Below are 12,728 nucleotides of genomic sequence, written 5' to 3' on the forward strand. Positions count from 1 at the left end.
TATGAATAGTATGTTTAATATATTTCAATATTTACAAATGAAGGGAATAGACGGAGAACAGCAGAAGGATTACTTTAAAGAGCTGGATGAAGCTAATGACAGGATAAATGAATTTCTGCTTCAGAATCCTAACTCAAAAGTAAAGGACATAAAAATCAAATTTCTGGATGACAGTGCTGAAAAGGTTATGCTGGATATACATATTGAAAAGCAATAGAAAGAGGAGAGTATTACGATGAAATATTCATTGGATATAAACGGAAGAGTTTATGAAAATTTTACAGAGGAGTATTTAAGAAGTTCTCTTGTGGCAATGCTGGATACTGAACCGGGAGAAGATAATTTTCTGATACTGGATCCTGCAGAACCGATACAAAACTCCATATATATACAGACCTGGTATGAAAACGGAGTATTTGACATAGAAACAAGAATAGTTCATGCTGATGATTCGTATACACATTATCTCTATAAAACATCTTCACTGGAAGAAGCAACCAAATTATTTACCGAATATTACCTGTATCAAAAGCTGCCTAATATAACAGAGTGGCAGGATGTAACTGATACTATGTAAATACTGAAGGAGGAAAGCAATGTACGTTTCGGTTTTAAAGCTAAAGATGAAGCTTCCTTACTCAGAATCACTAAAAGATAAAAGAATGGTAAAAAATAGTGTGAGAGATAAAATAGAAAGAAATTACAAGGCTTTGGTAAAAGAAATAGATACACAGGATAATAAAAAGGTACTGAGTCTCGGAGTGATCTATGCATCATCTGCCCAAACAAATGCAGAACAGCAGATTAACAAAATTCTGGAATACTTGGAAAGAAACTATGATTACGAATTTTATGAAACAGAGAAATATATAGAAAAATTTTAGATATAAAACAGATAAAAGACAGCATTTTCAGCTGTCTTTTATTTTTACCGGCTGGATGACCGGTATATCAATTATAAGAAGGAACAAACAATTTTATACAGAACCGGTTTTAAAGAATTAAACAGTATCTTTACGGTTTCTGTTTTTATTACTTTTAAATTTTCGGATTCATGCAATACTTGCATTTTTTCTTATAAGTGGGATGTCTCTTAACCTCTGCGTATAAATTATCAGAAGAAAAAATGCAGTCTTTGGAAAGTCTTTCTATTCCACATTCAATTTCAAAATTATCCAAATCATGGCATACTCCTGTGTTCATATCCAAAATATATCTTTCATCTACAGAAATATTTTTATTTATATCCATAATAATCACCTTCCTGCTGTTAGCTGTTCAAATAAATAATTTTAAAAAATTATAATCTAGTGTAGTGATCTTTTTACTTTTAGCTGAATGAAACCTTATTCCGGAATTCACTGTGAGGCACCTGTAAGCAGTCCGTTTTTTGCTTCACAGAGCATAAAAAGCTCTAAAGCTGCAGTAACTAAAAGTAAACAGATCACTACACTAGTACCAGCTTTTACCGATAAAAGCAAAATAGAAAATATTTTCACGGATTAGTCCATGATTAATTTTGCATCAGCAAAGCTGTATTTATATTTCTGTGTATAGACAGAAATAGTATTATATCCCTTATCCATTAGTTTAGCCAGATTTTTTACCTCCAGATAAACATCTTCATTTACATAGGCTCTTTTCAGTTTTTTTGAAATATTTTTCTTATCTTTAAAATTTTTGTCTTTGCTTATAATAATATAAACATCGCTCCCCTTGCCGTCATATGTGAAATCGTTTATAGCTATGGTACCGTTGATATTATCTACAGTAATATCTCCTTTTATCTGATGGAGTTTTGCATCAAAGGTACCGAAAAAATTTTCTGAAAAAGAGAAAAGAGTTATAATAAAAAATAAAATAAATAGAAAAAATTTTTTCATTTTTACCTCCTTTAATTTATAAAACCCACAAATTCATATTTTTTAACAGATCTTTAGTGTCGTTATAGACTTTTTCAAGATTAGTTTTGGCATCTTCCCTTGCCTCGTCAAGTGTGGATCCAATTCCCAGATTGTAAATAAAATTTACACTTGAGAGCTGTGTTATGGATTTAACAATGTATTTATTATCTACAAAAGCTACAAAATCGTATGAAATAACTAACATATTATACCTCCTTGAAAATTTCCCGTCAGTAAAAACTAAAATAAATTGTCAGGCCTGTCAATATTAAGAGCAATATCTAAAATTATTTCTTTTTTCCGTGAAATAAATTTATTATGCTTTATCAGTAAAAGCTCATATTTGGAAAAAGTAATAAGGTTAATACGTTCCAAAAGCCTGCATTTTCTTTTGAGTTTATTTATCAGTATTATGTGAGAGTGAGAGTTAGTACACTCCTTTATCTCCCTTTCAAGGATGTGAAGTTCTGAGAGATAATTTTTCAGATATTTTTCTTTTGTTTCAAAAGGTAATTTGTAAATGAATCTGCCGAGTCTTGAATTAATGGAAACCACCTCCTAATCTTTATGATGCATAGAATATTTTATAAATTATGAAATATGATAAATAAATGTGAAGTTGTCTCGATAAAAATAAATGGATAAGCCGAGAAGATAGAAAAAAGATAATTTTGAGATTCCCCTGAATGAAAAACTATGAAAATCAAACAGGGAAATCTAAAACCGGATTGTCAGTGTCATACAGAGAAGCCTCTATTTCAGTAAGCAAAAAAATGTATTTATTTAAAGATACGTTCCTGTCTAATGATATTATATTTTATTAAAGTGATTGTTTTTTAAAAGAATGAATGAAAGTGACGACTATTGTTCAGATATTTGAAAAGGTAATATACCAAAGAAAAGAATAGAAATATATAATTTTTTGAAATTATAACATTTTTGAAAAATTTATTAGATTGTTTTATAAATTTAAGATAAGTTTTCATTTTACTTTATTTCTTCTTACTAATATTAATATAACACCAATTTTTATTAATGTCTACATATTTATATTAATTTTAAATATGGAAATATAGATGTTTTTTTGATTACTATTAAAAATAGAGGGCTTAATTCTTTTTTATATATTTTTATTTTATTAAAAAATTAACTGTATATAAACCAATGCGAGTGGAATATACTTCATTCGATAACATAATTTTAATGCTTATTTTTATATTATTTTTTTGACTGAAAGTTCATATTTTTTTAAAATCAGAGCTGAAAAGAAAAATCTGATAAAAGAAAATTATCAAGAAAAAATAAATTTTTTTGAATAGCAAAAAAGATATAAAAATAGATAAACATTCATATTTTTATATCTTTAATCAAAAAATTTATCTGATAATATTCATCATATTTTTAATATCTTCTGAAGCCATTTCAAATTTTGATTTTTCAATAAGAATATTTTTCCCTGTCATTATATAAGACGGGAAAAGCCTTATTTTACCATACCAGAGCTCGTTTTTTCTTAATTTATAAGTAGAAACCGCCGGAAGGGCAGCAGCCTTTGTTTTTTTCCTGCTGATCATGTTAAGAGCTTTTCTGGCTACATCACCCATGAGCATGATAACTTCCACATTTGGAAAAAGTTCCGTTTCAATTTCCAAAAAAGGAAGTGAAGCCGTAATATAGTCCTTTGGTATGGTGTATTCATCTTTAGGTATTTTTACTGCATTAGTCATATAGATTCCGAGTGAAGTAATATCATCTATGGTTTTTACAGGAACGCCTGCTTTTTGAAATAAGGGAAAAACAGTAGTGTGATAATAAGGAAGTTCATTTTTTCCGTAAAAATCATCTTCTGGATCAGAAGGAACTACCTCATTAATCATAATGGTCTTTATTTTATCTGTATCCAGTGTGATATCCGGAAACTGAAAGTCATACTTTTCTTTATCATAGTCTGTATTTTCCTTTAGATATTTTCCTACATTTATCTCCATATTTATTTTCCTTTCCTGTTTTCAGGATTTATAAGAAAAAAGATAAACCTGAAATAATAAATTTGATTATAAAAATCCTTTTTTATACATATAAAACCAATTTTCCAATTCTTCAGGTGAAAAAATATTCAGCTTTTTCAGAATATCTCTTGAAAATTCCACAGCAGCACTTCCGTTGGCAGTAATAAGATTTTCATAAATAAAAGACTGGGATTCTACATATTCCTTATCGCCTTTATAAGCAGGAGCATACTGTTTCAGATATTCAAGCGTATTTCCGGTATGTCTGCGATTATCAAGAAAACCGTTATCGGCAAGAAAAGTAACCCCGTTGCAGATAGCAGCAGTGAGAATATTATTTTCAAGGCAGTATCGGATAATTTTACAGTATTTTTTATATTCTGTATTATCCCAGCTGAGTCCTCCGGGAATAAGGAGAAGCTTTATATTAATATTCTCCGGGATATTATCAATATCATAATCAGGGAGTACTTTTAATCCTCCCATTGTAGTAACAGGTGCTTTTGAAAGTGAAACAGTTTTTATTTCATAATCCTCAAGCTTATTCAGCTCCGGACATATATAAGCTGCTTCCCAGTCTGCGAAAGGCTCGGAAAGCAGTATTAAAACAGTATTCATAAATTTCCTCCTAAGTGTGCATATAAAAGAAAGCTGTCTGCCTTTACAAAAAGTGGCAGCTCCTTGTATACATTCATATATAATCATTTAAATATGAAATGCAGTAAAAACAGACAGCTTTCATTAAGTAGTTATTTTTTCCATCTTTTCAAAGTAGGAAAATATTCTTTCATCATAGTTTTTGCTTCATCAGCAGTAACTTTTTTTTCACTGTCCTTATTGAATTCATCCAGATGCTCAAGACATACATCGATCATTTCATCCATGGTAACGTCCTGTGTAAACTTTCCGTCTTTAAAGCAATAAGTACAGTAATCTTCATTTTTAGAGCCGTCTGCGTTAGTACCGAACAGTTCAGGTGTGTCCATAGGCATTCCGCAGCTCTGGCAAAATTGTTTTTCCATACATTACCTCCTTAGTTTTATTTTATATATAAAGTATATTATATTGAATATGACAATAGTATGTCATGTTAGAAAAGAAAATTATAAAAAATTGTTATTGCTTAGATTATCACATCAATCCGGATGATAAACCGGAAGAGATTCTTTATATGTAAATTTTAGGACACCAAAAAATGTCAAAGCTTTTTATGACAAATTTGATACTACTTCTAATGGACTTTTTGTGGTTTATAAGCTAACATAGTAATGTAATAAGCGCTTATTATAAAAATATTTTTAGGAGGAATTTATGGATGTTAGTCAGACAAAAAACTGGCAAATCAAGATTCAAAAGTTTGGCGGTTTTTTAAGCTCAATGGTTATGCCTAATATTGGAGCTTTTATAGCATGGGGAATTATTACTGCATTATTTATCCCTACTGGATGGATTCCTAATGAATTTTTAAATAGATTGGTTGGTCCGACACTGACATATTTACTGCCGATTTTGATTGGGTATACTGGAGGATACAATATACACGGAAAAAGAGGTGGAGTTGCCGGAGCCATAGCAACAATGGGGGTTGTTATAGGTGCTGATGTAACTATGTTAATCGGTGGTATGATTATGGGACCGCTGGCCGGATGGATAATTAAAAAAGCGGATAAATGGCTTGAGGGAAAATGTAAGCCGGGATTTGAAATGCTGATTGATAATTTCTCTTTGGGGATTATCGGTGGAATCTTGATGATACTGGGGCTTTGGGCTATTGAACCTGTATTTAATGTAATTCTTACTTCGCTGTCTCTTGGGGTAAACTGGGTACTGGCCAGGGGACTTATCCCGCTGGCAAGTATTTTCGTGGCTCCGGCTCAGGTATTATTCTTAAATAATGCGATTAATCATGGCATTATGGCTCCGCTGGGTGTACAGCAAGTGGCTGAATACGGAAAGTCGATACTTTTCCTTGTAGAAGGAAACAGCGGACCGCTGGTAGGTGTAATGCTGGCATATTGTATTTTCGGAAAAGGAATAGCTAAAAAAACTGCACCTGCTGCCAGTGTAATAGTCATGTTTGGAGGAATAGCAGAAGTTTATTTTCCGTATGTTCTGATGAAGCCGATTTTGGTACTGGCTCCTATTTTCGGAAGTATGACATCATTATTTATTTTCCAGACATTTGGAGGAGGGACTGTGGCAGTTCCGTCACCGGGAAGTATTTTCGCCTTTTTGATGATGACTCCGAAAGGATCATTTATAGTAAATATTGCGGGATATTTTGGTGGCTTGCTGGTTTCATTCTTAATAGCAGGATTTTTACTAAAAATTGATAAATCCGAGCCGGATGATGAGGTTCTTGCCGAAGAAACAACAGCAGCGGATTTAAGTGTTAACAATACTCTAAATGAAATGGGAGATATTACATCAAATACTGTCAAAAGAATTTTGGTAGCATGTGATGCAGGTATGGGTTCCAGTGCTATGGGAGCTTCTCTTTTGAAATCAAAAATAAAAAAAGCAATGCTTGATATATCAGTGACAAATGCTTCGCTGAATAATATTCCTGATGATGTTGATCTCATTATTACTCATAAAGACTTGCTGGAGAGAGCAAAATCAATAGTGAAAAATCCTAATACACAGTTTATAGGTATCAGTAATTTTCTTGAAGCAAAAGAATACGATAAAATAATTGAAACTTTGAAAAAGTAAAATGATATTTTTAATATAGTAGGTGAGTGAAATGATAATATCTTCCAGAACTAAAACCATAATTGAATTTTTAATAAGTGCAGAAGATTATCTTACAATAAAGGATATAGCCGGCAGGCTTAATTTGGCCGAGAGAACGGTATATCGGGAAATGGATAACGTTAATGATACATTGGGTCATTACAGTCTTTTTGTGGAAAGTATAAAAAGCAAAGGAGTCCGTCTGTATGGTTCTGCGGAAGATATTGATCATTTAAAAAAATCACTGAATGATAACAAGGCTGTTTATGATTATAATTTTCAGGAAAGAATTGAAACAATACTGTTTTATCTGCTTCATGAAAAAGACTTTATAAAAACGAGACTCTTATCTATAAAATTGCAGGTATCAATGCAGACTATAAGAAATGATCTGCAGCATATTGAAAATACCATTAAGATACATGATCTGAAACTGGAAAAGAAAAAAGGACTCGGTATTTTGATCAGTGGGAATACAATTTCCAGAAATCATCTGCTTGTAAATCTTTTGATGAGAAATATTGATATAGATGTATTTTTAAAATGGATAAAGAACTTTAATGAAAATAACAGTTTATTCATAAAGTTTTTGATTGAATTTGGCTATGAGAATATCATAAAGAAATCTTATACAGTAGTAAATAATCTTATAAACGAAAAAAATATCCAGCTTACTGATGTAGAGTTTCAGGAACTTATTTTTCTTCTGACAATGTTTATTAACAATCGTGATAATTATATTTTAGAGCCTTTAAATTTTGAAGAAACATTTTATAATAAAAATTTGACTGAAAAAATAAAGGTATATATTGAAAATATCTTTAATATTAATCTTACCGGAGATGATATAAAGTATTTGAAATGGATTGTCAATTTGATTTCAAATCATAATATAAAAAGTATAATTGTCGATAAAAACGAACTCAGTATGGCTAAAAAAATTAATAATTTTATAGAATTGGTAGAAGCCTCGCTAAAAGTAAATTTACGTAACGACAGCACTTTGGCGGAAGGGCTGGTCGGTCACATTGACAGGGCATTGATAAGAATAAGAAGCGGGATTTCCGTATCAAATCCGATAAACAGTGAAATAAAAAACAGATACGAAGAACTCTACAGAGTAATTCGCCAAAGTATTGACGAAGTTTTTCAGGATGACTTATTTCCAGAAGATGAAATCGGATATCTGGTTCTTTATTTTGTTGTGTCGCTGGACAAGATGGCTGTTAAATCAATAAAGGTACTAGTAGTCTGTTCCAGCGGAATGGGGTCTTCAAAAATGCTTTCAAGCAGACTGGAGCGGGAAATCCCCGAAATAACTGTAAGGAAAATAATAGCTTTAATAAGTCTGCCGAAAGAAAATTTGAATGAATACGATATAGTAATTTCTACAATACCGCTGGATCTTCAGACAGTTCCTCATATGATGGTTTCCCCTCTCTTAAATAAGGAAGAAATTAATAGATTAAAACACAGAATAATTACTCTGGAAGAAAAGAAATATCAGCTGACTGATAAAATAAAAATAATCAAGGCAGAAGAAAGAGATATCGTAGACGAGATTAAAAAAATCAGACTTTTCAGCCATTGGGCACTGGAATTAATCAATGGATTTAAAGTGGAATATATAGAAGGGAAAGACAGGAACACGGATATTTTAGAAATAATAGACAAAGATCTGTTCAATGATAAAATTATCCCTGAGAACGCTGTTTATGAACATATCAAGAATAATGAAAAAATCTCTTATTTTCAAATTCCGAATACAAAAATAGATTATCTTGACTGCAGCCTGGAGAAAATTAAACAGCCGGTATTCAGAGTATACCATTTGGATTTCGAGGGTATCTTCAATTTTAATAATAAAGAATTATCAGATATAGAAGCCTTTGTTATTATGATATATCCGAAAAACCATAATAAATTACTGCTGAATCTGCTGAGCTTTATTACTATGTCAATAATAGAAAATAACGATACAATAAGAAATTTTGAAAATGGAAACGAAAATAAAATAAAAGGTCTTTTAAATGAAAAAATAAAACTATTTTTAAAAGATCATTTTTAGAAAGGAGTATTACCTGTGAAAAAAATTTTCAGTGAAGACAATATTATCCTTAACCAGTCATTTAAAGATAAATATGAAGCAATAACCTATGCCGGGGAAATTTTGGTAAAGAACGGATATACGACACCTGAGTACATTGAATCTATGTTAGAAAGAGAAAAAGTAGCTTCGGTATATATAGGAAATAATGTAGCGATTCCGCATGGTGTCAGCGGTTCTGAAAAAAATATCCTGAAATCAGGCATTTCTTTTGTTCAGGTTCCCGACGGAGTTCCTTTTGATAATGGCGAAATTGCTTATCTGATTATCGGAATAGCCGGTAAAGGTGATGAACACATGGGGTATCTTGAACAGATTGCTTTTGTCTGTTCGGAAGAGGAAAATATAATAAAATTAAAAAATTCTGTTAATAAGGAAGAAATATTAAAAATATTTGAGGAGGTAAGCATATGATGCAGGCAGTACATTTTGGAGCCGGAAATATAGGAAAAGGCTTTATTGGGGATCTTTTACATGATTCCGGATTTTACATAACATTTGTGGAAGTTAATGATGCTGTTGTGCAGAGTATTAACAGAACTAACAGTTATGATATATATGTTATAGATAAAAATTATGAAAAAAGAACAATTAATAATGTAAGTGCACTATCATCAGGGGAAGAAGAAATAACTGAGGCGATTTTGGACGCTGATATGGTAACGACGTCTGTATGGGCGGATAATCTTGCCAAAGTAGCACCTGTAATAGCAAAAGGTCTGCAGAAACGTATAGATAATAAAAAAGAAAAATTAAATATTTTAGCTTGTGAAAATGCTCTTTATGCAACAGATATTCTGAAAAAAGAAATATTGAAAAATTTGAAGGCAGATGAAAGCGAATTAAATAATTATGCCTGTTTTCCAAATGTTTCGGTAGACAGACTGGCACTTAACATTATAAAAGACGGGGAACCGGCGGTAGAAATCGACAGCAGCTTCGAGCTGGTTATTGAAAAAAATAAACTTGTAAATCCTGACACAGAGCCAATAAAAGGAGCTATTTATGCAGAAAATCTAACTATGTATCTGGAACGGAAATTATATATTGTAAACTGCGGGCATGCAGCAGCAGCATATCTTGGTTTTCTAAAAGGTTATAAAATTGTTCAGGATGCACTAAAAGATAAAGAAATACTGGAAGAGGTTCTGGGGGCTATGAATGAATCAGCTGCTGTTCTTCAGAAAAAATTTGGTTTTTCGCATGAGGATCTGCAGAAATTTATTCAGAAAAATATAAAGCGTTTTACATCAGAAGCCGTGAAAGATGATATTCTCAGAGTGGGACGTTCACCAATAAGAAAATTAGATCCTACAGACCGTCTTGTGGCTCCTGCATTAGGATGTATCGAATATAATTATGAGACTAAATATTTATCAAAGATAATAGCTGCAGTTTTCCACTATGAAAATCCAAATGACGAGCAGGCTGTCATACTGAAAAAATATTTGGATGAAAACGGCATTGAAAAATCAATTACAAATTTTACTAAAATTCAAAAAGGGACAAAATTATTTGATGAAATATCAGAAAAATTTTAGTCATCAGAAAACGGAGGGAAAAATGAAATTACAGTTAGCTTTAGATGATATGCCGCTTCAGGAAGCGATATCATTCACAAAAAAAGTAGAGAAATATATTGATGTTATAGAGATAGGGACTCCTTTTATAATAGATGAGGGTGTTAATGCAGTAAGAGAATTCAAAAAAGAATTTCCTGCGAAAGAAATTCTGGCAGATTTAAAAATTATGGATGCAGGGGCTTATGAAGCAGAGCTGGCACTTAAAGCCGGGGCTGATTATGTAACTGTTTTGGGTGTTACTGATGTTTTGACAGTAAAAGGCTGTGTAGAGATGGCGGATAAATATAATAAGGAAATCGTGGTAGATATGATTTGTGTTTCTGATTTACCTGCGAAAATCAAAGAGATGGAAGATGTTAAGGCACATTTTGTTTCTGTACATACGGGTGCTGATCAGCAGGCAGCTGGAAGAGAACCGATTGAAGATCTGAAAATAATGACTGCACATACTAAAAAGGCAAAAATTTCTGTAGCGGGAGGAATCAGCAGCAGAACAGCACAGATGTATGTGGATCTGAATCCGGATATTTTAATTGTCGGAAGTGCAATAACACATGCAGATGATCCTGCAGCTGAGGCTAAAGCTATCAGAGATATCATGGACGGAGGTAAAAAATAATGAAAAAAGCAGAAGAATTACTGGCAATATGCAGAGAACTCTCGGAAGATGCAGAATTTGTCTCAGGTGAAGACATAGAAAAACTGGCGGAATTAATAATAAAATCAAATCGGATTTTTATAGCAGGGGCCGGAAGATCAGGATTTGCAGCAAGAGCATTTGCCAACAGATTAATGCACCTGGGACTGACTGTTTTTTTTGTCGGTGAGACAACAACACCTTCAATACAGGCAAATGATCTTTTGATAATAGGATCAGGATCAGGTGAGACAGGAAGTCTTGTTACAATGGCAAATAAAGCTTCCGGGCAAAATGCTTCAGTAGCAACAATAACTATTTATCCGCAGGCTACAATAGGGGCTCTTTCAAAAGTTACTGTAAAGCTTCCGGGAAGCACTAATAAAAGTGATATTGACTCGGGAAAAGTTTCTATACAGCCTATGGGTTCGTCTTTTGAACAGCTGAGCCTGCTTGTTTACGACAGTCTGATTATGATTTTAATGAAAAAATTAAATAAAACCGGAGATGAAATGTTCAAAAATCATGCAAATTTAGAATAAAAACTATATTCAGGAGGAAAAATAAAATGTCAAGCAAGGTTTTTTATGTCCCGGCAGTAAATCTACTGGGAAAAGGATGTATAAATGAATTAGGCGGTTATATTCAGCAGTTTGGTTATAAAAAAGGGCTGATTATAACGGATAAATTCTTAAGCTCAAGTAAAATAATAGAAAAAGTAAAAGCAATTTTGGATAAATCAGGAATAGAGTATGTCATTTTTGATGATGTAAAGCCGAATCCCACATGTGAAAATGTAAATAACGGACTGGAAATGCTAAAAAAAGAAAAGTGCGACTGCATTATTTCTGTCGGAGGAGGATCACCTCAGGATACTGCCAGTGGAATAAGTATTTTGGCTGCAAACGGCGGAGAAATGAAAGATTATGAAGGTGTAAATAAATCAGAAAAAACAGGATTTCCTGTTATTGCTGTTAATACCACAGCAGGAACTTCAGCAGAGCTGACAATAAATTATGTAATTACAGATGAAGAAAGACATGTCAAGATGATTTGCATTGATAAAAACAGTCTTGCAAAAATGTCAGTAAATGATCCTGAATTAATGCTTGATAAACCTGCATCACTGACAGCAGCTACAGGAATGGATGCACTAACTCATGCAATAGAAGCGCTGGTAACCCCGGGAGCTTATCCTGTAACTGATGCTATGGCATTATCAGCTGTAAAAATTATTTTTGAGTATCTTCCAAGAGCTGTAAAAAACGGAAATGATATCGAGGCGAGAGAGCAAATGGTTTATGCTATTTTCCTCACAGGGATGGCTTTCAGTAATGCTGGTCTTGGTTTTGTACATGCTATGGCACATCAGCTCGGCGGTCTGTATGATCTTCCGCATGGTGTATGTAATGCCATGCTGCTGCCGACAGTAGAAGAAGCTAATGCTAAATATGTTCCTGAAAAATTCAGACCGATTGCGGAATATATAGGACTGGACACAAAGAATAAAAGTGATGATGAATGTGCAGAATTTGTAATTTCTTCAATCAGAGAGCTTTCAAAAACAGTGGAAATACCTGAAACTCTCACAGAATTAGGGGTAACTGATCCGGATTTAGATTTGCTGGCAGAAAATTCGTTAAAGGATGCCTGTGCATTTGCGAATCCTTACCTGCCAGATAAAGAGGAAACAATAGAATTATTTAAGAAAATATTATAACGTTTTGTTATTGTAAAAAATTATAATGACTT

The 12,728-nt window shown here is 32.6% G+C and carries 17 protein-coding genes; 11 read left to right on the forward strand and 6 right to left on the reverse strand.

The genetic code is table 11. The features are described 5' to 3' along the window. Positions 1 to 10: 10 nt before the first annotated feature. Genes STERM_RS09020 through STERM_RS09030 form a run of 3 tightly spaced genes read left to right on the forward strand, consistent with a single transcriptional unit; the run spans position 11 to position 884 of the window. Complete coding sequence (locus STERM_RS09020) at positions 11 to 217, forward strand: hypothetical protein (protein ID WP_012861287.1); 207 nt, start codon at positions 11 to 13, stop codon at positions 215 to 217. An 18-nt stretch (positions 218 to 235) separates the two neighbouring features. After that, entirely contained in the window at positions 236 to 577 is a 342-nt protein-coding gene (locus tag STERM_RS09025; protein ID WP_012861288.1) for a hypothetical protein, read from the forward strand. Between the two features lie 19 nt (positions 578 to 596). Then, entirely contained in the window at positions 597 to 884 is a 288-nt protein-coding gene (locus STERM_RS09030) for a DUF503 domain-containing protein (protein WP_012861289.1), read from the forward strand. A gap of 154 nt (positions 885 to 1,038) precedes the next feature. Here STERM_RS09030 and STERM_RS09035 read toward each other — a convergent pair whose 3' ends face one another. Next, complete coding sequence (locus STERM_RS09035; RefSeq protein ID WP_012861290.1) at positions 1,039 to 1,251, reverse strand: hypothetical protein; 213 nt, start codon at positions 1,249 to 1,251, stop codon at positions 1,039 to 1,041. 87 nt (positions 1,252 to 1,338) lie between these two features. Here STERM_RS09035 and STERM_RS22160 point away from each other — a divergent pair, with 87 nt between their 5' ends. Then, entirely contained in the window at positions 1,339 to 1,506 is a 168-nt protein-coding gene (locus STERM_RS22160; RefSeq protein ID WP_169305398.1) for a hypothetical protein, read from the forward strand. On the opposite strand, the gene STERM_RS09040 is transcribed toward STERM_RS22160, so the two are convergent. The 5 genes from STERM_RS09040 to STERM_RS09065 form a co-directional block, all read right to left on the reverse strand. Further along, positions 1,503 to 1,883, reverse strand: coding sequence for a DM13 domain-containing protein (locus STERM_RS09040; RefSeq protein ID WP_012861291.1), 381 nt, complete (start codon positions 1,881 to 1,883; stop codon positions 1,503 to 1,505). The genes STERM_RS22160 and STERM_RS09040 overlap by 4 nt on opposite strands. A gap of 16 nt (positions 1,884 to 1,899) precedes the next feature. Then, positions 1,900 to 2,109, reverse strand: a complete 210-nt coding sequence (locus STERM_RS09045) for a hypothetical protein (protein WP_012861292.1) — start codon at positions 2,107 to 2,109, stop codon at positions 1,900 to 1,902. A gap of 1,171 nt (positions 2,110 to 3,280) precedes the next feature. After that, a complete protein-coding gene (locus tag STERM_RS09055) occupies positions 3,281 to 3,892 on the reverse strand; it encodes a uracil-DNA glycosylase family protein (RefSeq protein ID WP_012861294.1) in 612 nt (203 codons plus the stop codon). A 66-nt stretch (positions 3,893 to 3,958) separates the two neighbouring features. Beyond that, complete coding sequence (locus tag STERM_RS09060) at positions 3,959 to 4,531, reverse strand: type 1 glutamine amidotransferase family protein (protein ID WP_012861295.1); 573 nt, start codon at positions 4,529 to 4,531, stop codon at positions 3,959 to 3,961. A gap of 131 nt (positions 4,532 to 4,662) precedes the next feature. Beyond that, positions 4,663 to 4,935 (reverse strand): zinc ribbon domain-containing protein, encoded by a 273-nt coding sequence (locus tag STERM_RS09065; protein WP_012861296.1) that lies wholly within the window; start codon positions 4,933 to 4,935, stop codon positions 4,663 to 4,665. 289 nt (positions 4,936 to 5,224) lie between these two features. On the opposite strand from STERM_RS09065, the gene STERM_RS09070 reads away from it, so the two are divergent. Genes STERM_RS09070 through STERM_RS09100 form a run of 7 tightly spaced genes read left to right on the forward strand, consistent with a single transcriptional unit; the run spans position 5,225 to position 12,696 of the window. Then, positions 5,225 to 6,628, forward strand: coding sequence for a PTS mannitol transporter subunit IIBC (locus STERM_RS09070; RefSeq protein WP_012861297.1), 1,404 nt, complete (start codon positions 5,225 to 5,227; stop codon positions 6,626 to 6,628). 31 nt (positions 6,629 to 6,659) lie between these two features. Continuing rightward, positions 6,660 to 8,717, forward strand: a complete 2,058-nt coding sequence (locus tag STERM_RS09075; RefSeq protein ID WP_012861298.1) for a BglG family transcription antiterminator — start codon at positions 6,660 to 6,662, stop codon at positions 8,715 to 8,717. A gap of 15 nt (positions 8,718 to 8,732) precedes the next feature. Next, entirely contained in the window at positions 8,733 to 9,170 is a 438-nt protein-coding gene (locus tag STERM_RS09080) for a PTS mannitol transporter subunit IIA (protein ID WP_012861299.1), read from the forward strand. Beyond that, positions 9,167 to 10,297, forward strand: coding sequence for a mannitol-1-phosphate 5-dehydrogenase (locus tag STERM_RS09085; RefSeq protein WP_012861300.1), 1,131 nt, complete (start codon positions 9,167 to 9,169; stop codon positions 10,295 to 10,297). The genes STERM_RS09080 and STERM_RS09085 overlap by 4 nt, the downstream gene beginning before the upstream one ends. Before the next feature lie 22 nt (positions 10,298 to 10,319). After that, positions 10,320 to 10,958, forward strand: a complete 639-nt coding sequence (gene hxlA / locus STERM_RS09090) for a 3-hexulose-6-phosphate synthase (RefSeq protein WP_012861301.1) — start codon at positions 10,320 to 10,322, stop codon at positions 10,956 to 10,958. Next, a complete protein-coding gene (gene hxlB / locus STERM_RS09095) occupies positions 10,958 to 11,518 on the forward strand; it encodes a 6-phospho-3-hexuloisomerase (RefSeq protein WP_012861302.1) in 561 nt (186 codons plus the stop codon). The genes hxlA and hxlB overlap by 1 nt, the downstream gene beginning before the upstream one ends. A 26-nt stretch (positions 11,519 to 11,544) precedes the next feature. Next, positions 11,545 to 12,696 carry an iron-containing alcohol dehydrogenase gene (locus STERM_RS09100; RefSeq protein ID WP_012861303.1) on the forward strand — a complete coding sequence of 384 codons (1,152 nt, stop codon included), beginning with the start codon at positions 11,545 to 11,547 and terminating at the stop codon, positions 12,694 to 12,696. Positions 12,697 to 12,728: the final 32 nt, after the last annotated feature.

It is taken from the genome of Sebaldella termitidis ATCC 33386 (assembly GCF_000024405.1).
In the GTDB taxonomy this organism is placed as follows: Bacteria; Fusobacteriota; Fusobacteriia; order Fusobacteriales; family Leptotrichiaceae; genus Sebaldella; species Sebaldella termitidis.